This window comes from Pseudooceanicola sp. NS-SX9 (genome assembly GCF_057380705.1).
Map to the genome: position 1 here is coordinate 3,025,077 of NZ_CM170818.1, position 23,630 is coordinate 3,048,706.

General features: G+C 67.3%; 25 protein-coding genes. 7 read left to right on the forward strand and 18 right to left on the reverse strand.

Annotation, left to right across the window (positions count from 1 at the left end):
• Nucleotides 1–210 precede the first annotated feature (210 nt).
• Nucleotides 211–690 carry a pyridoxamine 5'-phosphate oxidase family protein gene (locus AC2ITM_RS14345; RefSeq protein WP_486467310.1) on the forward strand — a complete coding sequence of 160 codons (480 nt, stop codon included), beginning with the start codon at nt 211–213 and terminating at the stop codon, nt 688–690.
• 72 nt (nt 691–762) lie between these two features.
• Nucleotides 763–1,350 (forward strand): thymidine kinase, encoded by a 588-nt coding sequence (locus AC2ITM_RS14350; RefSeq protein WP_486467311.1) that lies wholly within the window; start codon nt 763–765, stop codon nt 1,348–1,350.
• A 150-nt stretch (nt 1,351–1,500) separates the two neighbouring features.
• Here AC2ITM_RS14350 and AC2ITM_RS14355 read toward each other — a convergent pair whose 3' ends face one another.
• The 18 genes from AC2ITM_RS14355 to AC2ITM_RS14440 form a co-directional block, all read right to left on the reverse strand.
• The gene (locus tag AC2ITM_RS14355; RefSeq protein WP_486467312.1) at nt 1,501–2,463 is read right to left on the reverse strand and encodes a 2-hydroxyacid dehydrogenase; all 963 of its coding nucleotides are present in this window, start codon (nt 2,461–2,463) and stop codon (nt 1,501–1,503) included.
• Nucleotides 2,460–2,798: a tRNA-binding protein gene (locus AC2ITM_RS14360; protein WP_486467313.1), complete on the reverse strand. Its 339-nt coding sequence runs from the start codon at nt 2,796–2,798 to the stop codon at nt 2,460–2,462. The genes AC2ITM_RS14355 and AC2ITM_RS14360 overlap by 4 nt, the downstream gene beginning before the upstream one ends.
• Nucleotides 2,791–3,606, reverse strand: coding sequence for a pyrroline-5-carboxylate reductase (proC, locus tag AC2ITM_RS14365; RefSeq protein ID WP_486467314.1), 816 nt, complete (start codon nt 3,604–3,606; stop codon nt 2,791–2,793). The genes AC2ITM_RS14360 and proC overlap by 8 nt, the downstream gene beginning before the upstream one ends.
• A gap of 37 nt (nt 3,607–3,643) precedes the next feature.
• Complete coding sequence (locus AC2ITM_RS14370) at nt 3,644–4,144, reverse strand: type III secretion system chaperone family protein (protein WP_486467315.1); 501 nt, start codon at nt 4,142–4,144, stop codon at nt 3,644–3,646.
• Between the two features lie 305 nt (nt 4,145–4,449).
• Nucleotides 4,450–5,406 carry a cell envelope integrity protein TolA gene (gene tolA / locus AC2ITM_RS14375; RefSeq protein ID WP_486467316.1) on the reverse strand — a complete coding sequence of 319 codons (957 nt, stop codon included), beginning with the start codon at nt 5,404–5,406 and terminating at the stop codon, nt 4,450–4,452.
• The gene (locus AC2ITM_RS14380; RefSeq protein WP_486467317.1) at nt 5,403–5,798 is read right to left on the reverse strand and encodes an ExbD/TolR family protein; all 396 of its coding nucleotides are present in this window, start codon (nt 5,796–5,798) and stop codon (nt 5,403–5,405) included. Before AC2ITM_RS14380 ends, tolA begins: the two co-directional genes overlap by 4 nt.
• A gap of 4 nt (nt 5,799–5,802) precedes the next feature.
• On the reverse strand, nt 5,803–6,183 hold the full coding sequence (locus tag AC2ITM_RS14385) for an ExbD/TolR family protein (RefSeq protein WP_486467318.1): 381 nt from the start codon (nt 6,181–6,183) through the stop codon (nt 5,803–5,805).
• A gap of 18 nt (nt 6,184–6,201) precedes the next feature.
• On the reverse strand, nt 6,202–6,993 hold the full coding sequence (locus AC2ITM_RS14390) for a MotA/TolQ/ExbB proton channel family protein (RefSeq protein WP_486467319.1): 792 nt from the start codon (nt 6,991–6,993) through the stop codon (nt 6,202–6,204).
• A 540-nt stretch (nt 6,994–7,533) separates the two neighbouring features.
• A complete protein-coding gene (locus AC2ITM_RS14395; protein ID WP_486467320.1) occupies nt 7,534–8,286 on the reverse strand; it encodes an iron ABC transporter ATP-binding protein in 753 nt (250 codons plus the stop codon).
• Nucleotides 8,283–9,248: an iron chelate uptake ABC transporter family permease subunit gene (locus AC2ITM_RS14400; RefSeq protein ID WP_486467321.1), complete on the reverse strand. Its 966-nt coding sequence runs from the start codon at nt 9,246–9,248 to the stop codon at nt 8,283–8,285. The genes AC2ITM_RS14395 and AC2ITM_RS14400 overlap by 4 nt, the downstream gene beginning before the upstream one ends.
• The gene (locus AC2ITM_RS14405) at nt 9,241–10,188 is read right to left on the reverse strand and encodes an iron chelate uptake ABC transporter family permease subunit (RefSeq protein WP_486469442.1); all 948 of its coding nucleotides are present in this window, start codon (nt 10,186–10,188) and stop codon (nt 9,241–9,243) included. The genes AC2ITM_RS14400 and AC2ITM_RS14405 overlap by 8 nt, the downstream gene beginning before the upstream one ends.
• Nucleotides 10,189–10,193: 5 nt before the next feature.
• Nucleotides 10,194–11,147 (reverse strand): siderophore ABC transporter substrate-binding protein, encoded by a 954-nt coding sequence (locus tag AC2ITM_RS14410; protein ID WP_486467322.1) that lies wholly within the window; start codon nt 11,145–11,147, stop codon nt 10,194–10,196.
• A gap of 151 nt (nt 11,148–11,298) precedes the next feature.
• Nucleotides 11,299–11,538, reverse strand: a complete 240-nt coding sequence (locus tag AC2ITM_RS14415) for an Lrp/AsnC ligand binding domain-containing protein (protein WP_486467323.1) — start codon at nt 11,536–11,538, stop codon at nt 11,299–11,301.
• Nucleotides 11,539–11,766: 228 nt separating this feature from the next.
• Nucleotides 11,767–13,539 carry a glucans biosynthesis glucosyltransferase MdoH gene (gene mdoH / locus AC2ITM_RS14420; RefSeq protein WP_486467324.1) on the reverse strand — a complete coding sequence of 591 codons (1,773 nt, stop codon included), beginning with the start codon at nt 13,537–13,539 and terminating at the stop codon, nt 11,767–11,769.
• Nucleotides 13,540–13,650: 111 nt separating this feature from the next.
• Nucleotides 13,651–13,830 (reverse strand): hypothetical protein, encoded by a 180-nt coding sequence (locus tag AC2ITM_RS14425; protein ID WP_486467325.1) that lies wholly within the window; start codon nt 13,828–13,830, stop codon nt 13,651–13,653.
• Between the two features lie 8 nt (nt 13,831–13,838).
• Nucleotides 13,839–15,527: an OpgD/OpgG family glucan biosynthesis protein gene (locus tag AC2ITM_RS14430; protein WP_486467326.1), complete on the reverse strand. Its 1,689-nt coding sequence runs from the start codon at nt 15,525–15,527 to the stop codon at nt 13,839–13,841.
• 432 nt (nt 15,528–15,959) lie between these two features.
• Nucleotides 15,960–17,342 carry an aspartate aminotransferase family protein gene (locus AC2ITM_RS14435; RefSeq protein ID WP_486467327.1) on the reverse strand — a complete coding sequence of 461 codons (1,383 nt, stop codon included), beginning with the start codon at nt 17,340–17,342 and terminating at the stop codon, nt 15,960–15,962.
• Between the two features lie 166 nt (nt 17,343–17,508).
• On the reverse strand, nt 17,509–18,000 hold the full coding sequence (locus AC2ITM_RS14440) for a nucleoside deaminase (protein ID WP_486467328.1): 492 nt from the start codon (nt 17,998–18,000) through the stop codon (nt 17,509–17,511).
• Nucleotides 18,001–18,468: 468 nt separating this feature from the next.
• Between AC2ITM_RS14440 and AC2ITM_RS14445 the strand changes: the two genes are divergently transcribed.
• From AC2ITM_RS14445 to AC2ITM_RS14465, 5 genes are all read left to right on the forward strand, one after another.
• Nucleotides 18,469–19,449, forward strand: a complete 981-nt coding sequence (locus AC2ITM_RS14445; protein WP_486467329.1) for an ABC transporter substrate-binding protein — start codon at nt 18,469–18,471, stop codon at nt 19,447–19,449.
• A 52-nt stretch (nt 19,450–19,501) separates the two neighbouring features.
• Nucleotides 19,502–20,281: an ABC transporter ATP-binding protein gene (locus AC2ITM_RS14450; protein WP_486467330.1), complete on the forward strand. Its 780-nt coding sequence runs from the start codon at nt 19,502–19,504 to the stop codon at nt 20,279–20,281.
• Nucleotides 20,281–21,135: an ABC transporter permease gene (locus AC2ITM_RS14455; RefSeq protein WP_486467331.1), complete on the forward strand. Its 855-nt coding sequence runs from the start codon at nt 20,281–20,283 to the stop codon at nt 21,133–21,135. The genes AC2ITM_RS14450 and AC2ITM_RS14455 overlap by 1 nt, the downstream gene beginning before the upstream one ends.
• On the forward strand, nt 21,135–22,511 hold the full coding sequence (locus AC2ITM_RS14460; protein WP_486467332.1) for an amidohydrolase family protein: 1,377 nt from the start codon (nt 21,135–21,137) through the stop codon (nt 22,509–22,511). The genes AC2ITM_RS14455 and AC2ITM_RS14460 overlap by 1 nt, the downstream gene beginning before the upstream one ends.
• Nucleotides 22,512–22,584: 73 nt before the next feature.
• Entirely contained in the window at nt 22,585–23,574 is a 990-nt protein-coding gene (locus AC2ITM_RS14465) for an isopenicillin N synthase family dioxygenase (protein ID WP_486467333.1), read from the forward strand.
• Nucleotides 23,575–23,630 lie beyond the last annotated feature (56 nt).

Here is a 23,630-nt window from a genome sequence, read left to right on the forward strand (position 1 = left end):
CCTTCGTGTAACGCGCGACATTCTGCGAAGGCCCGCCCGGTTTCCCCCGGGCGGGCCTTCGGCCTTTCCGGGGTAGCGGTTTTCGGGGGCGCTGGTTTTTCCCGGACCGCCGGCCTGCCTCCGCCGATCGCCCGCCGGTGTCGGAACCACCCCCGGCCCCTCGTGCGTTTTGTCGTCGATCCAACCGCAACGACGCGAAGGAGAGACGTCATGAAGGACCTGCAAACCGATATCGCCCAGGAATTCTGGACCCGCATGGACAAGGCCACGGCGGGCATGTTGCTGACCGAACCCCACAGCTTCGTGCCCATGGCCCACCAGGCCGACCCCGAGGAGGGCGTGCTGTGGTTCATCACCGCCCGCGGCACAAAGGCCCACCAGGCCGGAATCGAAAAGCGCCACAGCCATTTCCTGGTCTCCGACCCCGCGGCCCGCATCCACGCCCATGTCAGCGGCACCCTGACCGAGGTCCTGCGCCCCGCCAAGCTGGATGAGCTGTGGTCGCGCGCCGCCGACGCCTGGTTCGCCGAAGGCCGCAACGACCCCGAGGTCCGCCTGGTCTGCTTCCGCCCCGAGCGCGCCGAACTCTGGCTGACCGAGGGTGGCGCGAAATTCCTCTACGAGGTGCTGCGCAGCACCAAAGGGGATCGCCGCCCGGACCTCGGTCAGCACGCCGAGCTCAGCTTCTGAAGGCCCCTCCCCGCGGCGTCTTTCCCGCCGCGGGGTGTTGCCGCCCGGGGTTTCCAAGAGTAATCCCCCCGCATGGCCAAGCTCTATTTCCAGTATTCCACCATGAACGCGGGCAAGAGCACCCTGCTCCTGCAAGCCTCTCACAACTACATCGAGCGCGGCATGCAGACCTATCTGATGACCGCCCGCATCGACGATCGGGCGGGTGCGGGGCAGATCGGCAGCCGCATCGGCATCTCGGCCCCGGCGGATGCCTTCGATCCCTCGGACGACCTCTTCGCCCGGATCGAGGCCCGGCTTGCCGCTGCCCCCTGCGCCTGCATCTTCATCGACGAGGCCCAGTTCCTGACCCGCAGCCAGGTCTGGCAACTGGCCCGCGCGGTGGATGACCTGAAGATCCCGGTGATGTGCTACGGCCTGCGCGTCGACTTCCGCGGAGAGCTGTTCGAAGGCTCTGCCGCCCTCCTGGCCCTGGCCGACGAGATGCGCGAAGTCCGCACCATTTGCCATTGCGGCCGCAAGGCCACGATGGTCGTGCGCCGTGGCCCCGATGGCCACGCCCTGCGCGAGGGCGCGCAGATCCAGATCGGTGGCAACGAAACATATGTCTCGCTCTGCCGCCGTCACTGGCGCGAGGAAATGGGCGATCCCCTCACCTGAAGGGACACCGCCGGTGACACGCGTCGGAGCCTCCGGCGGGAGTATTTATGGTCAGATGATAAAGAACCCCGGTTCCCTGTCATCTGACCGAAAGTACTCCGGGGGAGCCTCCAAAGGAGGCGGGGGCAGAGCCCCCCGCCCGGCCGGCCGTCAGTTCACCCGGTTGGGGACATCTTCATTGGCAAAATAGGCGCGCAGGTTCTCGACCGCCATTGCGCCCATGCTCTCGCGCACTTCAAGGCAGGCGGTGCCGAGGTGAGGCAGAAGGACTGCGTTCTCGTGGCGCAGCAGCGCCTCCGGGACCTGGGGCTCGAACTCGTAGACATCAAGCCCGACGGCCGCGATCCCGCCGGTGTCGAGGGCCTCGATCAGGGCGGCCTCTTCGACGATGTCGCCGCGAGCGATGTTGATCAGCACGCCATGCGTGGGCATCGCATCCAGGACCCCCGCATCGACCATGTGCCTGGTTTCGGGGCTGGCGGGGACAGCGACGACCAGAATGTCGGCCCAGGCGGCCAGAGCCGTCAACTGTTCGTGGCGGGTGGCCGGGAAGGCCAGTGTCTTTTCGGAGCGCGCGACATAGCCCACCTGCATGCCAAAGCCGAAGTGGCAGCGGTGCGCGATGGCCTGGCCGATCCGGCCCATCCCGAGAATGCCCAGCCTGCGGCCCGTCACATGCATCCCCAGCATCTGCGTCGGATGCCAGCCCGTCCAGCGGTTGGCGCGCACCAGCCGCTCGGCCTCGCCGGCGCGGCGGCAGGCCATCAGGATCAGCGTCATCGCCACATCTGCCGTCGCATCCGTGACCGCACCCGGCGTATTGGTCACCGTCACGCCATGGGCGCGGCAGCTCTCGACGTCGATGTGGTTGTAGCCTACCCCGAAATTCGCCAGGATCTTGCAGCGCGGCCGGCCGAAATCCTGCAGCAGATCGGCGCTGACCACATCCCCCAGCGTGACCATCATCCCATCGAACAGCGCCAGACCCGAGCGCAGCTCGGCCCGGGTCATCGGGCGGTTGCTTTCGCGGATCTCGACCTCGAACAGGTCACGGGCCGCAGCGATGGTCGCGGGCGGCATCGGGCGCGACAGCAGGATGCGCTTGGGTCTCAATGCATCCGCTCCCCGGGCGCGACCTCGTGGTCAGGCGCGATCAGCACGATGCCGCCCTCGGCATCGGCCACGCCCAGCGTCAGGACCTCGGACATGAAGGGGCCGATCTGGCGGGGCGGGAAATTCACCACCGCCATCACCATGCGGCCGATCAGGGCCTCGGGCGTGTAATGGGCGGTGATCTGCGCCGAGGTCTTCTTTTCGCCGATCTCGGGGCCGAAATCGATCCACAGCTTGATCGCGGGTTTGCGGGCCTCGGGGAAGGGTTCCGCGCGGGTCACGCGACCCGCCCGGATATCGACCTTGAGGAAATCGTCGAAGGCGATCTCAGCCATTGGCCAGCTCCCGGCCACGATCGGTGGCGGCTTTCACAGCCTTTTTCAGCAGCGGCGGGAAGCCGGTCTGCGCATCCATCAGCACCTCGAGCGCCGCCTGGGTGGTGCCGTTGGGCGAGGTCACGTTGATGCGCAGCTGCGCGGGACTGTCGGCGGCCTCTTCCGCCAGCGCCCCGGCCCCGGCGACGGTGGCCTTGGCCAGCTGCATCGCCATATCCTCGGGCAGGCCCTCGGCGACGCCTGCGGCGGCCAGCGTCTCGATCAGGTGGAAGACATAGGCGGGACCCGAGCCCGACACGCCCGTGACCGCATCGATCTGATGCTCGCCCTCCAGGCGCACGACCTGGCCCACGGCCGACAGCAGGGCCTCGGCGAGGGTCATCGCGGCCTCGCTCACATGGGCATTGCCGCAAAGCGCGGTGATGCCGCGGCCAATGGCGGCGGGGGTGTTGGGCATGGCGCGGATGATCGGGCTTTGCGCCCCAAAGGCCGCTTCGAAGGCGGCGATCTGGGTGCCCGCCGCAATCGACAGGAACACGGTCGAGCCATTGCCAAGCGCCTGAAGCCCCGGCAGGGCGGCGCCCATCATCTGCGGCTTGACGGCGATGATGGCCACCGCCGGTGCCGGCGGCAGGCCCTGGTTCACATGCACCCCGGTGGCCAGAAGCCAGTCAGACGGGTGCGGATCCAGCACCCAGACCGAGCCCGGCGGCACGCCCCGTGCCAGCCACCCCGCCAGCATCGCGCCACCCATCTTGCCACATCCCAGCAGGACGAGGCCGTTTTCGGCCACCTGTTCCAGTGCCATGGTACCCCCTTGGATTTATCCGTGTCGGGGGCAAGTGTTACGCGCGGCCGTAAGCCTCTGCAATGGCCACTTCCAGCGCCGATTTCGGGCTGCGGCCACCATAGACGTTCATCTGGAAAGCCGGATAGAAGCGTTCCGCAGAATTGACCGCGGCCGAGATCAGCGTGGTGATCTGCTCGGGCGAGGCCAGCTGTTCGCCCGCCAGCAGCAGGCCGTAGCGATAGACCATCATCTGCTGATCGGCCCAGAAGGTGAACGATCCAGCCCAGCACTGGTCGTTGACATGGTTCAGCAGTTCATAGAGCCCCGGCAGGGCTTCGGGCGGGGGCTCCATTTCGAAGGTGCAGACCAGGCGCAGGGTCTCGTCATAGGCGGACCACGCCAGGGTCACAGAGTAGGTGCGCCATTGGCCTTCGACGACCATGGCGATCTGGTCTTCACCGATGCGGTCGAACTCCCATTCCTGGTGTTCGGCAAGGGTCTCGACGATGTCGATCGGGTGCAGTTCTTCGGAGATGAAGGTTTCGGACAGTGCCATGACGCCACCTCATTCGTGCGTAGCGCGAAGGGGTTGGCTCCCCCCCTAACGCTAGGTGCCTGCTCTAGAAACGGGGACGATTTCCTCGTCTCATACGAGATATGGTGGGGCTGCTCCGGGTGTCTGTAAAGGAGTTATTTGGCCACGCGGGAGATTTGTTGTGGATAGGAAAAACCTATCCGCGAAAGGCCGCCGCTTTTCAGAGCACAGGTGTACAACCATGCCGCACCGCAGAGAGCGCCCTGAATTTAGGCAGCCAAATGGCCGGAACGCCCGTTTCAGGGCGCTCCGGGAACAGAATCGGGTCAGCTGAAGTCGACCGGCAGGTTGAAGCTGTAGCTGGGATCGGTCAGTTCGGCCGGGGCCGGCGGCATCCGCCCGGCGCGCTGCACGGCCGCCAGCGCCTCCTGATCGAAGGCCGCGAAGCCGGACGAGCGGATCACCTTGCACCCCAGCAGCGTGCCGTCACGCGCCACGGTCAGGCGCACGACCACCCGGCCGGTATTGCCCCGCATGGCGCCGGGAAAGCGCTTGCGGCGTTCGATCCAGCCCCGGATCTTGGCACCCCAGACGGCCTCCAGCCTGGCCTCGCGGCCGCCATCGCCGGTGCGCACCGTCCCGCCCGAGCGCCCGGCCTGGGCGCTGCCGCCCTGGCCTGCGGCCCGTTGGGTCACGCCGCCCTCGCCGCCCGCACGCGCCGCCTGGGTGACCGGGCCGGGGCGGGCCTTTTCGGGCTTGGGTTGCGGCTCGGGTCGGGGCGCCAGCTTGACCGGGCGCGGCTTCGGGCGCTGCGATTCCACCGGGGCGGCGGTGTCGGGCGGGGTTTCGGCCTGCGCGGTGTCCTGCGGCTTGGGGGCGTCCTCGACCACGGGCTTGGGATCGGGTTGCGGCGGCGGCGGCACCTCGGTGTCGATCTTGGGCAGAGCGACGGTATCGGGGCGGGCCTCGGCCAGGTCAAGCTTCGGCAGCGCCGGGGCCGGAGTATCGGCCTTCGGGACCACCGGGGCGGGCGGCGGCGGCACGTCGGGCTGGACCTGGTCGACCACCTGCGCGGGATCGGGCGGGGTTTCCCATTGCTGGACCATGGCGATGGTGCCGGGCGGCGCGCCCTTCAGCGACACCAGCGCATCGCCCCCCTGCCCGCCGGCATCGGCACCGGTGTCCTGATCCGGCAGGCGGATCGCGATGGCCACGTGCAGCCCCACGGCCAGCGCGGTGAAGACGGCGGCCTCGGCCAGGCGCTTGGGCATCGTGCGGGTCATTGCGGCGCCACCACCAGGGCCACCTTCGACAGCCCGTCTGCGGTCAGCTGCGACAGCACATGGGCCACGGCCTCGGCATCTGCCTGGCCATCGGCGCGCAGTTGCGGCGTGTGGGCACTGTCCCTGGCGGCGGCGACAAAGGCCGCGATGGCGGCATCGCCCTCGTCGCCCATGTAGCCCAGCTTGCCCTCGGACGAAACGTAGAGGATCTGCGTGCCCTCGGCCTCGGTCCCTTCGGCGGCATGGGGCGGCGTCACCTTGAAGGGTTCGGCCGGTGACAGCTTGGAGGTCATCAGGAAGAAGATCAGCAGCAGGAACACCACGTTGATCATCGGCACGATGGATTCCGCCCGCGGCCGGCGCGGCGGCGGCGTGAAGTTCATCATCGACATCGGATCACTCCACCAGCACCAGCGAGGTAAAGCCCGCGGCACGCAACTGCCCCGCGACGTCCACCACCCGCTGCAGTTTGGCGCCATCCTGGCCGCGCAGGATGATGGTATCCTGGGGCTTGTCGGTCAGCGCCTGCATCTTTGCGTCCAGATCGGCAGAAGCGGTCTCGACGCCATTCACCTTCAGCCCTTCGGGCAGCACGTCAACCAGCCGCGGCGGCCCCTCGTATCCCTGCCCGCCCGAGGCCAGCGGCAGCGGCAGCACCTGGTCGGTGCCAAAGCGCGAGGCCAGCATGAAGAACACCAGCAGCAGGAACACCACGTCGATCATCGGCGTGAGCGAGGGCTTGCGGCGGGGCCGCGGCGGTTGATCGATAAAGCTCATCTCGGGCCGTTCCGCGCCTTACTGCGCCGCGAGCTTGGTCACGGAAGCCGAGGCGCGGCCCAGCCCCTCGCCGGGGATCTCGGCCACGAAGATGCGGGCGGCCAGGTCCTCCAGGTCGGTGCGCAGGTTTTCCAGCACGGCCTCGAACCAGGTCAGCGCGGCCGATGCGGGGATCGCCACCGCCATGCCGGCGGCGGTGGTCAGCAGCGCCTCCCAGATGCCGCCTGCCAGCATCGAGGGATCGGCGTTGGAGCCCGCTTCCTGCAGCGTCTGGAAGGCCGAGATCATCCCCATCACCGTGCCCAGAAGGCCCAGCAGCGGCGCGATGGTCGAGATCAGTTCCAGTGCCCGCAGCGCCACCCCCTGCGAGGCCAGCAGCTTCTTCGCCACGCGCGCGGTTTCCTCGCGGGCGGCGGTTTCATCCAGCCCCAGCCGGGCGCGCATGGCCTGACGCACCAGCGTCGAGCGCAGCCCGTGGCGGTTCTGGATCAGGGCCAGCGCGCCCTGCGCATCGCCCTTTTCCCAGGATTCGACGGCCCGGCGCGACGCCCGGCGCGACCAGGCACCATCGGCCAGCAGTCGCCAGATCTTCCACAGGATCAGCGCCACGGTGACCACCGACAGCGCCGCGATGGCCCAAATCGACGGGCCGCCGGTGACCAGGAAATCGGTGGTGCGCTGCAGCGCGGCCGCGATCGTGCCCTGGGGCGGCGCGGGCTTGAAGTCGGGGGTGGTGGTGAAGGTCGGGGTTTCACCGGTGGTGGCTTCGGGTTCGACCGCGTTCGGATCATCGGCCGCAGAGGTCGCCATGGGCGCCGTAGCGTCAGTCGTGATTTTTCCGTCCGGGACGACGACGGAACCGTTTTGCCCATCCGTACCATCTGCGGAAGCGGCGGGGGCGTCCCCTGCGGTCTGGCTCTGCACGGCATCCCTCGTGGCGGTCACGGCCGGAGCCCCGTCGCTTTCTTGATGCGCCGCGGGCATGGACTGACCCGGCGCTTCGGTCACCACGGCGGCGTCCTGCGCTGCCAGCGGAAGGGCCAGGGCCGTTGCGGCCGCAAGGCCCAGTACCACACGATGTGCCAGGCTTTGTGCTGCCATCTCGAACTCCATCACTGCCTCGGGGCGGCGCGAAAGCGCGGCCGCTCGAACGATCTGTCGGGAAAACCCCGGCCAAAGTGCCACTTGATCGCACTTCGGCCTCTGACGAGGGAAGCTGGCAGCGCCGAGAAATCCGGGAAAGGGGCGCGTTGGCTGGCGTTCCAGCGCAGACCTAGAATAACTGACCAAAGCAGTCAACTATGAACCGGGATTTCCCGGCGGCAGCGCTGCAAGCACAGGGATGCGGGATCAGACCAGGACCTGCGGCCGACCGCCGATCAGGGAAATCTCGGCATCGGTGCCAAAGACGTCGCGCAAGAGCGCGGTATCGACGATCTGCGCGGGCGTGCCCTGGGCGGCGACGCGGCCGTCCTTCAGCGCCACGATCCGGTCGGCAAAGGCGCTGGCATAGTTGATGTCGTGCAGCACGATGACGATGGTCTTGCCGTCCCTGTCCGCCATCTCTCTCAGCAGGCGCATCAGGCTGCGCGCGCCCGCAATGTCGAGGTTGTTGAGCGGCTCGTCCAGCAGCAGGTAGTCGGTGTCCTGGGCAAAGGCCATGGCCACGAAGGCCCGCTGGCGCTGCCCGCCCGACACCTCGTCCAGAAAGCGATCGGCGATGGGCAGCAGGTCGAAGCGTTCAAGGGCGGCCTGGGTCAGGGCGTGATCGCGGGCGCCAGGGCGGCCCTGGTGCCAGGGATAGCGGCCAAAGCCCACCAGTTCACGCACCCTCAGCCGGGCCGAGACATGGGTGCTTTGCGCCATGATCGCCAGCACCTTGGCCAGCTCGCGGTCGGAACAGGCGCCGATCTTCAGCCTGTCCACGGTGATTTCGCCCTGTTTCAGCGGCGCCAGGCGCGCGACCAGCGACAACAGCGTCGACTTGCCCGCGCCATTGGGGCCAATGAGCGCGGTGATGCCGCCCTTGGGGATATCAAGGTCGATGCCATGCAGGATCCGGGCCTTGCCGATCGCATGGTGCACGCCGCGGATCCGGATCATGCGCGTCTCCGTTTCACCAGAAGGAAGAGGAACAGCAGCCCGCCCAGAAGCTCGATCACCACGGTGAGGGGGGTGGTCAGGTTCAGGAAACGCTCCATCACGGTCTGGCCCGCGACCAGCAGGATGCAGCCGGTCAGCGCCGAGGACGGGATCAGCGTGGCGTGGCGTTCGGTGGGGGTCAGGGCATGGGCGATGGCGGTGGCGATCAGGCCGAAGAAGTTCGCAGGCCCCCCGCCGCCGCCCGACATCGGGCCGACAAGGGCGGTGGCGGCCGCGACCAGCAGGCAGATCAGCACCAGCGCCTGGGCCTGGCCACGGGCGGGACGTTCGCCCAGGCCCGTTGCAGGCACCTCGCCCAGGGCCAGCACGTCAAGGCGCGCGCGCATCCGCCAGGCCAGCACCAGCACCGGCAGGGTGACGGCAGCGGTCAGCCCCAGCAGCTTTGGGTCGACGGTGGTGAAGCGGGCAAAGCTGATCGCCTGCACGACGGAAAATTCCGCCGGGTCGATCATGCGTTGCAGGAATTCGGTGACCGAGCGCAGCAGGATGCCCAGGATGATGCCGGTCAGCACCAGCCGCATCATGTCGCCGCGCGCGCCGCGCCGCAGCAGGGTGAACAGCAAGAGCCCCAGCAGGGTCATGCCGGTGACGTTGATCGCAAACAGCACCACCGAAGGGATCGCCGCAAAGCCCGCCGAGCCGAACAGATGCACCACGCTGGTCAGCACCAGGATATAAAGCGCATCGAACCCCATGACCGAGGGCGTCAGGATGCGGTTCGCGGTGATGGTCTGGAACAGGACGGTCGCCACCGACAGGCAGGTGCCCACCAGCAGCATCGCCCCCAGCTTCTGCGCGCGGAACGGCAGCAGAAAGCCCCAGGACCCTTCCGCCCCCACGAACATGTAAAGCCCCGAGACCACGACCAGAAGCGCGGCCAGACCTGCCAGCCTCCTACCCATGGCGCGGCTCGCTATAAAGCAGGACCAGGAAGGCCAGCGCACCGGCAAGGCCCACGACGGTCGCGACGGGGATCTCGAACGGGGCGCGCAGGACGCGGCCCAGGATGTCGCCCGCCAGCACCAGAAGGGCGCCGGAATAGGCCGCCACCGGCAGCGCCCGGCGCAGGTTGTCGCCCATCCGCCGGGCGACGATGTTGGGAATGACCAGCCCGACGAAGGGGATCGCCCCCAGCGTCACGACGACCAGCGCGGTGGTGACGGAAATCGCCGCCAGCCCCGCCGCGGTGATCAGCCCGACGTTCAGGCCAAGGCCGCGGGCGGCGTCCTCGCCCAGACTTAGAACAGTGATGCGGTCAGCGATGAACCAGGTGACCCCGGCAGCGGCCGCCGCCGCCCAAAGCAGCTCGTACCGGCCCTGCAGCACCCCCGACAGCTCGCCGGTCAGCCAGGTGCCGATGAACTGCATCATGTCACCCTGATAGGCGAAATAGGTGACGAAGGCGCCGATCACCCCGCCGTAGACCAGCGCCACCAGAGGCACCAGCAGCGGCTGGGTCGGCGGCAGCGGCCGGATCAGCAGCAGCAGGCCGCCGGTGCCGATCAGCGTGGTGATCGCGGCAATCCCCATCTTGGCCCAGATCGCGGTCGCCGGGAAAAGCAGCGCGGCGATCAGAATGCCCAGGGCGGCGCTTTGCCCCGCGCCCGCGGTCATCGGCTCGACGAAGCGGTTGCGGGCCAGGATCTGCATGACCTGGCCACAAACCGCCAGCGCGCCCCCCGCCAGCAGCGCCGCCAGCGTGCGCGGAATGCGCGAGACGACCAGCACCTTGTGGGCCTCGGGGTCGGTGAAGACATCGCGCAGGCCCACGGGAACCGCGCCGATCATCAGCGAGGCAAGCGACAGCGCCGCCAGCAGGACCAGCGCGAAGGACCAGCGCAGCGAGATCAGGACTGCGCCTCCTTCAGCGCCTCGGCGATCTGGCCGAAGCTCACCATCAGCGACTGGATGCCGCCGGCGGCCACGTAGGCCTCGGGGGTCGACAGGTAGACGACGCGCTTGGTCTTCCAGGCGGTGGTGCCCTGGACCAGCGGGTTGTTCAGGGTCTGGGCGGCCGATTGCGCCCCCTCGCCCACGGTGGTGCCCCGGTCGATCACCAGCAGCGTGTCCGGGTTGGCCTGGGCAATATATTCGAAGGACACCGGTTCGCCATGGCGCGAGGCCTTGGCGACATCGGTGGCCTCGGGCCAGGCGAGGGCCTTGTTGATCCAGCCAAAGCGGCTGTCAGCCCCGAAGGCCGTGACCTTGGGCCCGTTGGTCAGCAGGATCATCACCTTGCCGCCCGACTTGGCCACCTGGTCCTTGGTGTCCGCGATCGTCGCATCCAGCAGCGAGGCCAGCGACTCGGCCTGATCCTGCTTGCCAAAGAGCGCCGCATAGGCGTGCAGGCGGGCCAGCCCATCAGCCACGGCATCATCGCCGATGCTCATGTCGGCGACCGGTGCGATGCGTTTGAGGGTGTCGTCCTGCGCCTCGGCGCGCAGGCCGGTGATGATCAGGTCGGGGCGCAGCGCCGCGATCTTTTCCAGATCGGCATCGAACATCGTTCCGACCGAAGGCACGCCGCTGACCGCGTCCTCCAGGAAATCCACGTAGACCGGGGTCGAGATCCCCGCCATCGGCACCTCAAGCGCCGCCAGCGTGTCGATCGCGGCCACATCCAGCACCACCAGCGACTGCGGCACGGCCTTCAGCGTCAGCGCGCCCTTGGCGGTCTGCAGCGTGATCGCATCGGCAGCGCGCGCCGGGCCACTCAGGGCCAGAGCCAGCGGCAGCGCCGCCCCCCCCATCAGCACCCTGCGGCGGCTCAGCACGGAACGGGACACTTCGGACAAGGGCATGGTTCTCTCCGGGTAGCAGGGGCGCCCGCGCCGCGCGCGGATCCTGCCCCGGGGCTAGACCGATGCCGGAAAGCCGTCAAGCGCATACCCTACCAAAAGGATCAGCTTTGCGCGAGCCCGCCCTTGCCCTCGCCCCACCCGGGCCGGGGGCTCAGAACGCCTTGAAGGTCAGCGTCGTCAGGGTGCGTTCGACCCCCGGGATACCGGCAAAGCACTGGTTGACGAAATGGCCGACATCCGAACCCTCGGGGGGGTAGACCTTGATCAGAAGGTCGAATTCCCCGGAAGTCGAGTAGAGTTCCGAGTGGAATTCGCGCAGCGCCAGCGCCTCGGCCACCTTGTAGGTGAGGCCCGGCGTGCAGCGCACCTGGATGAAAAGCGGCGTCGACATGGCATGCGTCCTTCGATCTTGGAAACCACCGGGCAGGCCCGGCGCCGGCAGATTGCGCGGCCCCGCCTGCCGGTGCAAGCGGATCGCGGCGGCAGCGCGTCGCGCAGACGTGACGAAACGTCACCGGCCCGTGGCCTGTCCCTGCAGCAGCAAACGCCCCTGCCCCGGCGGGCGGGACAGGGGCGTTCAGACCCGTGCGGGACGAGGGGACCCGGCGGGCCGTCCGGTTCAGGCGGTGGCCGGCTGTTCGACCGGGGTGGGGGCGGGCTGGGCAGCCTCGCCGGTCCAGCGGGCGTGAATGGCGCGGTAACTGGTCACGATCTCGGTCGGGGCGACCTCTTCGGGGGTCAGGAACAGGCTGCGGCCGATGGGCTGCGACGACCAGGAGATGATCCAGGGCGCGATCAGCATCGGGATGCCGACGGGCAGCATCCAGATCAGCAGCTCGGGGGCGATGTACCACACCAGCGCCAGCGCCAGCGCGCCGAAGACCTGGATCCAGGCGGTGGCGGCGAACCCCTCGGCCAGCGACAGGCGCCCCTCGCCGCGCTGGTTGGCAGGCCAGCCGCCGTCGCGGCCCGACAGCACCTGCAGGACGGCCTTGGACTGGTACATCAGCATGACCGGCGCCATCAGCGACGACAGCAGCAGCTCGATCAGCACCGAGGCCGCCAGCTTGCCCGCGCCGCCATAGGCCCGGCCCCGCCCCGAGGCCGCCGAGATCCCCAGGATCGCCAGCTTCGGCACCACCAGCAGGCCGAAGATCCCGATGCCCAGGGCAATGATCTGCTGCGTCCGGTCCGAGGGGAAGACGGGGAACAGCTGGTAGGGTTCGGGGAAGTAGTCCGGCGCCGGGGCCATGATCGTCGCGATCACCGAGGCGATCAGGAACAGCCCCCAGATCAGCGACACGATATAGGCGAAGATGCCCTGCACGAAGACGAAGCGCGACCAGGGGCGCAGGCCCGGCGCGGTCAGCAGGCGGATGTGCTGCAGGTTGCCCTGGCACCAACGGCGGTCGCGCTTGGCAAAGGCCAGAATGTTGTCGGGGCCTTCCTCGTAGGACCCTTCGATGGTCTCGTCGACCTTGACCGTCCAGCCCGCCCGCGCCAGCAGCGCCGCCTCGACATAGTCATGCGACAGGATATGACCGCCGAAGGGCGGGTTGCCCGCCAGCGGCGGCAGCGCGCAGCTTTCGGCAAAGGCCTTGACGCGGATGATCGCATTGTGGCCCCAGAACGGCCCGGTCTTGCCCTGCATCCGCGCCAGCCCGCGCGAGAACACCGGACTGAAGAAGCTGGCGGCGAACTGCTGGGCCCGCCCGAACAGCGAGCTGGAGCCGGTGATCTTCGGCAGCGTCTGCAGCAGGCCCATCCTGGGGTCGGCCTGCATCTGGGCGACCATCTGGCGGATGGTGGTGCCTTCCATCAGGCTATCGGCATCCAGGATCACGGCAAATTCGTAGGCCCCGCCCGAATTGCGGATGAAGTCCTCGATATTGCCGGCCTTGCGGCCGCGATTGTCCTGCCGGCGGCGGTAGTAGATCCGCCCGGCGCCGTTGGTTTCCTCAAGCAGGCGCGCGAAGGCGGCGCGTTCGGCGTTGAAGTTCGTCTCGTCGCGGGTGTCCGACAGCACGGCGATGTCCGATGTCACCCCCGCCGCCCGGATCGAGCGGTCCATCGCCGCGATGCGGGCGAAGGTGGCCACCGGGTCCTCGTTGCAGATCGGCACCAGCACCACCGTCGGATCGCCGTTGCGGAACACGAAACGGTCGGCCCGGCCATAGCCCTTCGGCCGCGGCGCCAGCCCCAGAAGCGCCATCGCGGCACCCCAGGACAGCCAGGCGGTGGTCACGAAGATCAGGAAGGCCCGCACCACGTCCCAGACATCCAGCCCGTCCTCGACCGCGGCCTCGGCAAGAAGCACGGTCGCGGTGACGGCGGCAACGATGGCAAACAGGATCGCGGCAACGCGGTACAGGGGGGTGGGGTCGAAGCGCATCTCGGGCTCCCTGGGGCATGGCCTGGCAGTGACAGGCCCTGGGGGAAGAAAGAACGCGTCCCGATGGGAGATCGGGGCGCGATCAGCGTGGCAGCAGCAGCTCAGGAACGATCAGGCGAGGTGCAGGAAAGAGAAGGCGCGGGCCAGCAGGCCACCGCGGGTCTCGGTGCGCGGCGCAGCCTCAAGCTGCTGGCGCGGCATCTCGAGGGGCGCAAGGGGCGGTTCCCAGGCGCTGGCCTCGTAGGCCGAGATTTCCTTCGGTTCGTTCTTGATGCTCAGGTCGAAACTCATGACGATTTTCACTCCTTCATCCATTGATACACCCAAGTCTCGCTCAACCGGCGCCCGTAACCGGTCAAACTTGCCTTGATTTCCATGATATCGTCCCCGGGGGAGTCGACATCGATCGCCAGACGCCACGTGCCCTGCCCTTCCAGGGACGACACGATGGCCTCTGTAACCTTGCCGCCGGAGACCTCGATCTCGGGTTTAACCGTCGCGTCGGCCGGAAGTTCCGCCATCAGCCCGCCAACGAAATCGATGACGAACTTTCGGCGGCCTTTTGCCGGTGCACTGCCCGCAACCCCGGCATGGCCGGACCGCGTACGGATGACTTGCGCAAGCTCATGATTTTCGGAGCCGGGGGACATGCCCCAGGCCATCCGGTAGGACAGGTCGTAGCTTGCGCCTTTGACGAACTTGTCCTTTGGGACCCAGAAGGCGACGATGTTGTCGTTGCCTTCCTGGTCCGATGGGATTTCCACCAGGCAAACGTTGCCCTCGCCCCAGTCGCCACGCGGCTCGATGGTCAGCGAGGGGCGCAGATCGTAGCGCGCCTGCGCATCGAGGTAGTCCTCGAACTTGCGGTTGCGCTGGATCAGCCCGAATTTCTTCGGATTCATCGCCCAGAGGTAAGAGGTGGCCAGCCGCGGCGGGTTCTTCAGCGGCCGGAAGAAGGTCTCGTCGGCGCCGGTCTGCAGGATCAGCGCGTCGCTGTCATGCACGCCGGGGCGGAAATCGTCGTAATGGCCCACATCCGGGCCCCCGAACAGGAACATCGAGGTCAGCGGCGCGATGCCCACCTGCTGGATGTCGTTGCGGGTGAACAGCTTGGCGGTGACGTCGATCACCGTGGTCTCGCCCGGCCGGATGGTAAAGGCATAGGCCCCGGTGCAGCTTTCGCTTTCCAGCGAGGCATAGACGCGCGCCACCGGCTGGCCGGGGGCGGGGCGCTCCAGCCAGAAGGCGGTGAAGCGGGGGAATTCCTCGGTGCCCGAGAGGCCGGTATTGACGGCCAGGCCACGCGCCGACAGCCCGTAGCGGTTGCCCCGGCCAAGCGCGCGGAAATAGGACGCGCCCAGGAAGGCCACCAGCTCGTCGAACTTGGCGGCACTGTTGAGCTGCGCATTCAGACGGAAGCCCGCAACGCCCGGCATGGCGAAGTTGTCGGGAATGTCGACGTTGAGGGGCTTGTGGTAGATGAAATCCGTGGTGTTGAAGACCATGGGCGTGGCCTGGCCGTCGACGACCTCGTAAAGCTCGACCGGGATCTTGTAGAGCCAGCCCAGCTGATAGGCCAGCACGCGGAATTCCTGCCCCTCGTCCTGCCAGCGGGCTTTCGCGGGGTCGAACTGGATGCGCTGGTAGCTGTCGTAGTCGAGCTTGCTCAGGAAGCCCTGGGTCGCCTGCTGCTTGCGCGGCGGCTGCGTCGAAAGCTGCTGCATCTGCTGGGTCAGCCAGTCAAAGCTGAAGGGCTGCTTGGCGGGCACCTGCGGCTGGGGCGCCGCATCGGCGGGCTGGGCAGGGGCATCGGCGGCAGGCGCGGCGGCGTCATCGGCCAGGGCCGGCACGCCGATCACCAGAAGCGCCGAAGAGCCCGCCAGATGGCGCAGCAGCCGGCGGCGCGACGGAGACGCCAGCGGGCGGCAGGTCTGGTTTGAACGCTGCCCCGGCTGGGAGGTCCGGGCGGGCAGGTCAATTCGGTGCATGTGCTTTCCTCGAGTGCTTCATATCGTCCGGCAGGGAGGCCTGTGACAGATTTGTTCCAAAGACGTGGGTCGGCAATCCGATAGGCGGCTTGCGGCGGCGGACCGCCCAGAAACCGCGAGAGGAACGCGAACGTGATGGCATTGGTTCAGGGACGACGACGGAACATTGTTGCTCTGATCAGGAAAGACAGGGATTAACGGAGTGATTCCGGTAAGTTGGGACTGCGCAAAATATTGCCAAGAGGGTCCTTCGCACCAGTGGGGTCCCGCCGTCCGGGCGGCCAGAATAGGCCGATTTCCGCCAGAGCGCGTGTTGCATTCACGGCTTTCCCGCTGCGGGCCCATCTCACGTCGCATCACATTTCAGAAATGTAACAGGCCGCGATCCCGAAGATCGCGGCCCACCCTTGCACATCCGACCAAATGCGGCTTTCAGATCACACCTTCGGCCTTTGCCCAGGCCAGAGTCGCATCAAGGGCACGGCCCAGACGGGCGACGATCTCGATCACGTCGGATTCGGTGACGATCAGCGGCGGGCACAGCGCGATGGAATCGCCGATCGCCCGGGTGATCAGCCCCTCGGCATTGCAGAATTCGGCCGCCTTGGCGCCCAGCTTCAGCGCCGGATCGAACGAGGCCTTGCTGGCCTTGTCGGCGACCATCTCGACCGCGGCGATCAGACCGGTGCCGCGCACCTCGCCGACCAGCGGGTGATCGGCCAGCCTGGCCAGCTCCGCCTGCATCACCGGCCCGACGCGGGCGGCATTGCCCACCAGGTCGCGTTCCTCGATGATCTTCAGGTTCTCCAGGCCCACGGCGGTCGCAACCGGATGGCCCGACCCGGTAAAGCCATGCCCGAACGAGCCCAGCTTGGCCGAGTTGTCGGCAATGGCATCATAGACCGCATCGGTGATCACGATCGCCGCCAGCGGCATGTAGGACGAGCTGATCTGCTTCGACAGCACCAGGATGTCGGGCGCAAAGCCGTATTTCTCGCAGCCGAAGGTGGTGCCCAGACGGCCGAAGCCGTTGATGACCTCGTCCGCGACCAGCAGGATGTCGTATTTCTTGCAGATCGCCGCGACGCCTTCCCAATAGCCCTCGGGCGGCAGGATCACCCCGCCGGCGCCCATCACCGGTTCGCCGATGAAGGCGGCGATGGTTTCGGGGCCCTCGGCCTGGATGGTGTCCTCGATCTCCTGCAGCAGGCGGGCGGTGAACTGGGCCTCGGTCTCGCCCTCGGCACCGAAACGCCAGTAGTGCGGCGTGGTCAGATGGGTGACCGGGATCGCCGGCAGGTCGAAATCCTTGTGGTTGCCCGGCAGGCCCGTCAGCGAGGCCGAGGCGACGGTGACGCCGTGATAGGCCTTGTTGCGCGCCAGGAACTTTTTCTTGGCGGGGCGGCCAAGCGCGTTGTTCAGATACCACACCATCTTGATGACGGTATCGTTGGCCTCGGAGCCCGAGTTGGCGAAGAACACCTTGGTCAGGTGATCGGGCGTCATCTCGACCAGCTTCTCGGCCAGGCGGATCTGCGGCGCCGTCGCCTTCGAGGTGAAGGTGTGGTAATAGGGCAGCTCGTCCATCTGGGCGAGCGCGGCCGCCTTCAGGCGCGGTTCGGAAAAGCCGACGGCGACGGACCACAGGCCCGCCATGCCTTCGATATACTGCTTGCCGTTGCTGTCCCAGACATGGATCCCCTCGCCGCGGGTGATGATCATCGGCCCCTGTGCCTCGTGCGCGCGGGCATTGGTGTAGGGATGCAGCGAATAGGCAAGGTCCGCCGCGACAAGCGAGTTGGACAGATCGGTCATGGGGTCAGCTCCGGCTGGATGCGTGCGGCCCGGTGGACCGCGCGTCAGTGTGGTTCGCCGCGCAGCCTAGACCCGCGATCCGCCAGAGAGAAGACATCCCGTGCGCCCCCGCGACTTTGGGCGGATGGGCGGCACCGCCCCCGCCTTCGGGCAGCGGTGCCACGCCTCAGGCCAGACCGACCCAGAAGCCCTCGTGGACGACGGCGCTTTCCGCGCTCAGCAGCGGCCCCACGACCTCGACCGGGCGCTGGCCGGCAGCAAAGACGGTGCGGCAGGGCAGATCCATCGTCAGGTTCTCGGGGTCGGGGCCGATCAGCGCCTTCAGGTCGGCCTCGCTCATGCCGTGGACCACCCGGCCAACGCCCGCCCAGTAGACCGATCCGGCGCACATCACGCAGGGCTCGGCCGAGGTGTACATGGTGCAGCCACGCAGGAAATCGGGCGCATATGTCATCGAGGCCTCGGTCATCAGGTTGCGTTCCGCGTGACCGGTGGAATCATGTCTGGTGCCGCAGGTGTTCATCGCCTCCAGCAGGATCTCTCCGTCCGGGCCCGCAAGCAGCGCGCCAAAGGGATGGTCGCCGCGGGCACGGCCCTCGCGGGCGATCTCGATGGTGCGCCGCAGCAGCTCCAGGTCGCGTTCGGGGGAAATCGGCATCTGAGGTCTCCTTCTGACTGCCGCTGCCTGCCGGGAAGATGCCCGGCCTGGCCCCGGCATGTCCCCCCGACCCCGGGCAGCTGACAAGGGCGATTCCGCCCAACCGGGGGGCATTTCCCTGCAATTCAGCCCATTTTACAGGCGGATTAAGAGCTAATTGCGACAAAAATAGGCAATCAAAGCCGAACTGCCGATTTTCACGGCCCTGTTTGCGCTAGACCGTCGCCCTGCCCCGGCGCCCGTCGCTACACAGGAAGCCGAGTAGAAGCGGTAGGCCTCACGGGGCAAGGACATTGCTCATCGGACCCTGGGGTAATCCGGTCAGATGGACAGAGGACTTTCGCGATATGCTCACTTCCCCCGATACCGCCCTTGCATCCTGCGCCAGCCGGCGCATCGGGACGGATGCCGCCTTTGGGCCCGGGCGCCGGGGAAGCCTTGATCACGAGACAACAGGGAAGAACTGACATGAAACGCCTTTGCGCGGCTTCCGCGCTGATCGCCTCGCTGGCCTCGCCCAGCTTCGCCGCCGATGCCATCACCTTCCAGCTGGACTGGCTGCCGGGCGGCGACAAGGCCCCGATCTATGTCTGCGTGCAGGAAGGGTTCTGCAAGGACGCGGGCTTTGACGTGACCATCTCGGCCAGCCGCGGCTCGTCCGAGGCGATCACCAAGCTGTCGACGGGCGTCGCGCAGTTCGGATCCGCCGGGATGGACGGGGTGATGGCCGCCAAGGCCACCGAAAACGTCCCCGTCGAGGCGATCATGTCGATCTACAACATGCCCCCCGACGCCTTCTTCACCACCAAGGACAAGGGCATCACCTCGATCAAGGACGTGAAGGGCAAGAAGGTCGTGACCTCTCCGTTCACCTCGTCGAACGTGCTGCTGCCGCTGATCCTGAAGGCCAACGGCCTGAGCGATGCCGACATCAAGCTGACCAAGGCCGATCCGGGCGCCCTGGGGCCGCTGATGTTCACCGGCCAGCAGGATGTCGCCATCGCCTGGCTGACCAACGTGTCGCGCTACACCGCGCAGGCCAAGGAAGCCGGCAAGGAGCTGGTGATCCTGCCCTGGGCCGAAGCGGGGCTTGAGACCTATTCCGCCGCGCTGGTCGCCAATACCGACTATGCCAAGGCCGATCCCGAGCGCACCAAGCGCTTTGTCGCCGCCTTCAAGAAGTCGCTGGAATTCGCCCAGGCCAATCCCGACAAGGCCGCCGCCGATGTCGTCGCCATGGTCCCCGAGCTGACCGTAGATGACGTGAAATCCATGTGGGAAGACACCTCGAAGCTGATCTTCAACGCCACCACCAAGACGGATGGGCTGGGGGCCCTCGACAAGACCCGCGTCGCCAGCACCTGGGCGCGCGTCGCCGAAGCCCAGGGCCTGGATCCCGAAAGCCTGGATCCCGAAACCGCCGTCGACCGCAGCTATCTGCCGGAATGATCCGAAGGCCCCCGCCCCGCCGCGGGCGGGGGATCCCAAGGAGGAGAAGACCATGAACATCGACCAGGACGCGATCCGGTTTGCCGACGTCGGCATGACCTTCCTGACCGACAATGGCCCGCTGACGGCGCTTTCGGGCGTCGACGTGACGCTGGGCCGCCACGAATTCGTTGCCGTTCTGGGCCCCTCGGGCTGCGGCAAGTCCACGCTGCTGCGGCTGACCTCGGGGCTGATGAAGGCGACCGAGGGCACGGTGTCGGTCTTCGGCCATCCCGTGACCGAGCCGCGCGACGACATCGGCATCGTCTTTCAGCAGGCCACGCTGCTGCCCTGGGCGACGGTGCTCGACAATGTCGTGTTCCCGGCCCGGCACAAGCGCGGCCGGGTCTCGAAGGAGGACCGCGACCATGCCCGCAAGATCCTTGCGACCTGCGGCCTGGCGGGGTTCGAGAACCGCCTGCCCTCGGAACTGTCGGGCGGGATGCAGCAGCGCGTCGGCATCGCCCGCGCCCTGTTCCTGAACCCCGACATCCTGCTGATGGACGAACCCTTCAGTGCGCTGGACGCGCTGACCCGCGACGCCATGGGGTTCGAGCTGCTGCGGATCTGGCAGGCCAGCCCGAAGACGGTGCTGTTCATCACCCACTCGATCCCCGAGGCGGTGATCCTGGCCGACCGCGTGGTGGTCATGTCGGGCCGCCCCGGCCGGGTGATCGCCGACATGAAGGTGCCGCTGGGCCGTCCGCGCGACGAAAGCAGCCTGCGCAGCCCCGAGATGCAGGAATACATGGCCCACCTGCGCTCGCTTCTGATCAAGGAGGAAGTCGCCTGATGTCCGCCCCCGCCGATGTGACCCCGAACGCCGCCCCCGCCCCCAAGGCGCCGAAACCGCCGCAGCTGCCGCGCATGACCCTCAGCGAATGGCTGATCCGCACGCCGGTCGTGCTGCCGCTGCTGACCTTCGTGCTGATCCTGATCTTGTGGCAGGGCGGCACCTGGCTGTTCAACGTTCCCAGCTTCGTGCTGCCCTCGCCGCTGCGCATCCTCGACGGGTTCTCGGCCATCCCGCCCGGCCGCTGGGTGGAACATGTCTGGGCCACGCTGCGCGTCGCGCTGATGGGCTATGTCGTGTCGATCATCGTGTCGCTGCCGATCGCGGTGGGGCTGGCGAAATCGCGGCTGCTCAGCCGGGCGCTTTATCCGCTGCTGGTGGTGATCCAGTCGGTGCCGATCGTCGCCGTGGCCCCGATCATCATCGTGGTGCTGGGCACCGATGACCTGCCGCGCGTGGTGATCACTTTCATGATCTCGTTCTTCCCGCTGGTGGTGTCGATGACCACCGGCCTGATGGCCACGCCGCCGGAACTGATCGAGCTGTCGCGCTCCCTGCGTGCCCCCATCTGGCGCGAGATCAGCCAGATCCGCCTGCCCTATGCGACGCCCTACATCTTCTCGGGGCTGAAGATTTCCATCACGCTGTCGGTGGTGGGCGCGGTGGTGGCCGAATTCGTCGCAGCCCAGGCCGGGATCGGCTATTTCATCCAGTTCTCGACCTCGATGTTCAAGCTGCCGCAGGCCTGGGCGGGTCTGGGGATCCTGCTGGTGATGTCGCTGGCGCTGTTCCAGATCGTCAACCAGACGCAGCGGCTGCTGTTCCCCTGGTCGCTGCCCAAGGAACGCCGCTGATGCTGATCACCAACATCCGTGACGCCCTGACGGGTCGGCTGGGCGCCGGTGAACGCTTCAGCGGCGCGATCCGCATCGAAGGCGGCCTGATCACCGAGATGGGCGCGCTGAGCGCCCGTCCCGGCGAAGAGGTCCTGGATGCCGCCGGATGCGCGGTGATCCCGGGGCTGGTGAACACCCACCACCACCTGTTCCAGTCGGTGATGAAGGCTGTTCCGGCGGCCATGAACGCGGCGCTGGACCTGTGGCTGATGCAGGTGCCCTACCGCCTCTGGCCGCTGCTGGACGAGGACACCTTCCGCATCGCCGCCCGCATCGGCCTGGCCGAACTGGTCCTGAGCGGCGCCACCACCGTCTGCGACCACCACTACGTCTATTCGGATCGCTACGATTTCGACCCCTCCGAGGTGCTGTTCCAGGAGGCCGCCCGGATGGGCGTGCGCTTCGTGCTGGCACGCGGCGGCATGACGCGGGGCCGCGCCTATCATGATCCCGCCATCCCCCCTGCCCCCTGCGAACCGCTGGAGCAGATGATGGAAAGCATCGCCGCGACGGCGGCGAAATGGCACGATCCCTCGGATCTGGCGATGACCCGGGTGGCGGTGGCCCCCACCACCCCCAATTTCAACATGACGCCCGAGGAACTGCCGCAGATCGCGGCCTTTGCCCGCGCCCATGGTCTGCGCCTTCACTGCCACCTGTCGGAAAACGGCAATTACGCCGCCCATACGCTGGCCAATTTCGGCAAGCGCCCGGTCGAGTGGCTGGCGGGCCTCGACTGGCTGGGCGAGGATGTCTGGTTCGCCCATCTGGTGGATCTGGAACCCTTTGAGATCGAGCTGCTGGCCCAGACCGGCACCGGCATGGCGCATTGCCCCAATGCCAATGCGCGGCTGGGATCGGGCGTGGCACCGGCGGATGCGCTGCACCGGCTGGGCGGCACCGTGTCCATGGGTGTCGACGGCGCCGGCGCGAACGAGGCCGCCGACATGGGCATCGTCATGCATTCCGCCTTCACCCTGCACCGCGCCACCAAGGGCGTCGAAAGCCTGCGCGCCGAAGAGATCCTGCACTGGGCCTCGGCCGGGGGCGCCAAGGTGCTGGGCCTGCCGAAATGCGGCACGCTGGCGCCGGGCATGGCGGCGGATATCGCGATCATCGACCTGTCGGCGCCGCGCAACATGGGGCTGCACGATCCGGCGCTGGCGCCGGTGATCACCGGCGCCTCTGTCGTGAAACATTCCCTTGTCGGCGGGCGCCCCATCCTGCGCGACGGCAAGCTTTCGGGACTGGACCTCGGCCAGCTGGGCCAGGATGCCACCCGCGTCACCCGATCCCTCATGCAGCGCGCCGCGGCTGTCGCGGAACCCGCATGAGGTACCCCCCGAGCATAAGCGGGCAGCGCAGCGATGCGTGGGTCATTGCTCTCCCCCTCTCAGGAGCAACACCATGAACGATTACGCACTGACGGAACTGAACAAGGAAAAGGGCTTTGGCGGCATGGGCGAGACGGTGGATCGAGAGATCCCGATCATCGACATGTCCGACTATTTCAACCGCAAGGCCGAGATCACCGAGGAACTGTGGAAGGCCGCGACCGAGATCGGCTTTTTTCAGTTGAAGAACCACGGCGTCCCGCAGGACCTGATCGACGAGGCCTTCTTCCTGTCCGGCCAGTTCTTTGCCCTGCCGCATGACACCAAGGCCCAGTATCCGATGCTGCCGGGCACCAATGCGGGCTGGGAATACAAGGCCCAGGTGCGCCCCTCGACCGGGACGCCTGACAACAAGGAAAGCTACCAGATCACCCTGCCGCGGATGAAGACGCTCTGGCCCACCGGGACCGAAGTGCCGATGTTCCGCCCCTCCCTGATGGCCTTCGAACGCCACAACTGGGCGCTGGCGATGAAGGTGCTGTCGTGCTTTGCCGACAAGCTGGGCCTGCAGAGCGACTTCTTCACCGAACGCCACGATCCCGAAAGCGAGGAATACCAGTCCACCGTCCGGCTGATCCACTACCTTGGCATGGAAGACGCCAAGCCCGAGGACTTCAAGTTCTGGCGCGCCGGTGCGCATACCGATTACGACTGCCTGACGCTGCTGCACCAGCGTCCCGGTCAGGGCGGGCTGCAACTGTGCCCCGGCAAGGATGCGCAGGGCCGCGCCATTGCCTGGACCGATGTGCCGCCGCTGGCAGGCGTCATCACCTGCAACATCGGCGACATGCTGATGCGCTGGTCCGATGACAAGCTGGTGTCGAACCTGCACCGCGTGCGGATGCCCAAGCCCGACGAATATCTGGGCCCGCGCTATTCGATCGCCTACTTCGCCCAGGCCAACAAGGATGCGATCCTGGAAGGCCCGGAAGGCAAGTACGAACCGATGACCGCGCATGACTACATGCAGATGCGTCTGGGTGCGAACTTCGGCAAGAAATAAGGGCGCAGGACGCCACCCGGGCGGGCCTTCGGGCCCGTCCTACCGCTCAGGAGATC

Bases quoted from the DNA above. Each gene is read 5' to 3' on its own strand.
- AC2ITM_RS14345 (WP_486467310.1), top strand. From the start codon at position 211: ATGAAGGACCTGCAAACCGATATCGCCCAGGAATTCTGGACCCGCATG.
- AC2ITM_RS14350 (WP_486467311.1), top strand. From the start codon at position 763: ATGGCCAAGCTCTATTTCCAGTATTCCACCATGAACGCGGGCAAGAGC.
- AC2ITM_RS14360 (WP_486467313.1), bottom strand. From the start codon at position 2,798: ATGGCTGAGATCGCCTTCGACGATTTCCTCAAGGTCGATATCCGGGCG.
- proC (WP_486467314.1), bottom strand. From the start codon at position 3,606: ATGGCACTGGAACAGGTGGCCGAAAACGGCCTCGTCCTGCTGGGATGT.
- AC2ITM_RS14370 (WP_486467315.1), bottom strand. From the start codon at position 4,144: ATGGCACTGTCCGAAACCTTCATCTCCGAAGAACTGCACCCGATCGAC.
- tolA (WP_486467316.1), bottom strand. From the start codon at position 5,406: ATGACCCGCACGATGCCCAAGCGCCTGGCCGAGGCCGCCGTCTTCACC.
- AC2ITM_RS14380 (WP_486467317.1), bottom strand. From the start codon at position 5,798: ATGTCGATGATGAACTTCACGCCGCCGCCGCGCCGGCCGCGGGCGGAA.
- AC2ITM_RS14385 (WP_486467318.1), bottom strand. From the start codon at position 6,183: ATGAGCTTTATCGATCAACCGCCGCGGCCCCGCCGCAAGCCCTCGCTC.
- AC2ITM_RS14390 (WP_486467319.1), bottom strand. From the start codon at position 6,993: ATGGCGACCTCTGCGGCCGATGATCCGAACGCGGTCGAACCCGAAGCC.
- AC2ITM_RS14395 (WP_486467320.1), bottom strand. From the start codon at position 8,286: ATGATCCGGATCCGCGGCGTGCACCATGCGATCGGCAAGGCCCGGATC.
- AC2ITM_RS14400 (WP_486467321.1), bottom strand. From the start codon at position 9,248: ATGGGTAGGAGGCTGGCAGGTCTGGCCGCGCTTCTGGTCGTGGTCTCG.
- AC2ITM_RS14410 (WP_486467322.1), bottom strand. From the start codon at position 11,147: ATGCCCTTGTCCGAAGTGTCCCGTTCCGTGCTGAGCCGCCGCAGGGTG.
- AC2ITM_RS14415 (WP_486467323.1), bottom strand. From the start codon at position 11,538: ATGTCGACGCCGCTTTTCATCCAGGTGCGCTGCACGCCGGGCCTCACC.
- mdoH (WP_486467324.1), bottom strand. From the start codon at position 13,539: ATGCGCTTCGACCCCACCCCCCTGTACCGCGTTGCCGCGATCCTGTTT.
- AC2ITM_RS14425 (WP_486467325.1), bottom strand. From the start codon at position 13,830: ATGAGTTTCGACCTGAGCATCAAGAACGAACCGAAGGAAATCTCGGCC.
- AC2ITM_RS14430 (WP_486467326.1), bottom strand. From the start codon at position 15,527: ATGCACCGAATTGACCTGCCCGCCCGGACCTCCCAGCCGGGGCAGCGT.
- AC2ITM_RS14435 (WP_486467327.1), bottom strand. From the start codon at position 17,342: ATGACCGATCTGTCCAACTCGCTTGTCGCGGCGGACCTTGCCTATTCG.
- AC2ITM_RS14440 (WP_486467328.1), bottom strand. From the start codon at position 18,000: ATGCCGATTTCCCCCGAACGCGACCTGGAGCTGCTGCGGCGCACCATC.
- AC2ITM_RS14445 (WP_486467329.1), top strand. From the start codon at position 18,469: ATGAAACGCCTTTGCGCGGCTTCCGCGCTGATCGCCTCGCTGGCCTCG.
- AC2ITM_RS14450 (WP_486467330.1), top strand. From the start codon at position 19,502: ATGAACATCGACCAGGACGCGATCCGGTTTGCCGACGTCGGCATGACC.
- AC2ITM_RS14455 (WP_486467331.1), top strand. From the start codon at position 20,281: ATGTCCGCCCCCGCCGATGTGACCCCGAACGCCGCCCCCGCCCCCAAG.
- AC2ITM_RS14460 (WP_486467332.1), top strand. From the start codon at position 21,135: ATGCTGATCACCAACATCCGTGACGCCCTGACGGGTCGGCTGGGCGCC.
- AC2ITM_RS14465 (WP_486467333.1), top strand. From the start codon at position 22,585: ATGAACGATTACGCACTGACGGAACTGAACAAGGAAAAGGGCTTTGGC.